This window comes from Gilliamella sp. B3801 (genome assembly GCF_026536645.1).
Lineage (GTDB): Bacteria > Pseudomonadota > Gammaproteobacteria > Enterobacterales > Orbaceae > Gilliamella > Gilliamella apicola_I.
The window spans coordinates 1-549 of record NZ_JAFNNR010000032.1; the positions used below are offsets into that span (position 1 = coordinate 1).

Sequence of the window (549 nt, forward strand, 5' to 3'; positions counted from 1 at the left end):
CTAACTCGTGCTCTGCACTACCCGTACTGACCGCTTTAACCTCTTTCACCAGATTATTATCTACATATAATCCTACCGTGTAATCCGTAAATAACGTATCAATTCCGATATCCTGTGCATTTATCACCGCGCCATCTTCCGCAATCACGTCTATCACGACCTGACCTTCAATGCTCGCCTGTCCTTTCAGACCGAAATCAACCGTGGTGATTTTGGTGGACGACGAGGATGGGGAGGCGATATCGACAACAACACCATTACCGGTAATGGATGTAATCGCGCCGCCCACTTTCTGTGCCACATAACTGAAGTCATAACCTGAATTTGCCGGTGCTTCTACACTTATCGTCCAGCGGCCTTCACCTATATTCGCAATTTCATATTCACCCTTACTGTCACTGTCGACCGTTAAGGTTAAGCCATGGCTGTTTGTCGCCACAACGTTCACCCCTGATAAGGTAGCGGTGTGATAAGTCTGATGCGTTCCTTGTCCTGAGTAGTCTTTATAAATAGTCCCTTTTAACACATTCTCACTTTTAAAGCCGAATG

General features: G+C 46.1%; 1 protein-coding gene. It reads right to left on the minus strand.

The features are described from left to right. The coding region (locus tag J3U14_RS11665; protein WP_267369704.1) for a hypothetical protein at positions 1-549 on the minus strand (549 nt) is incomplete at both ends.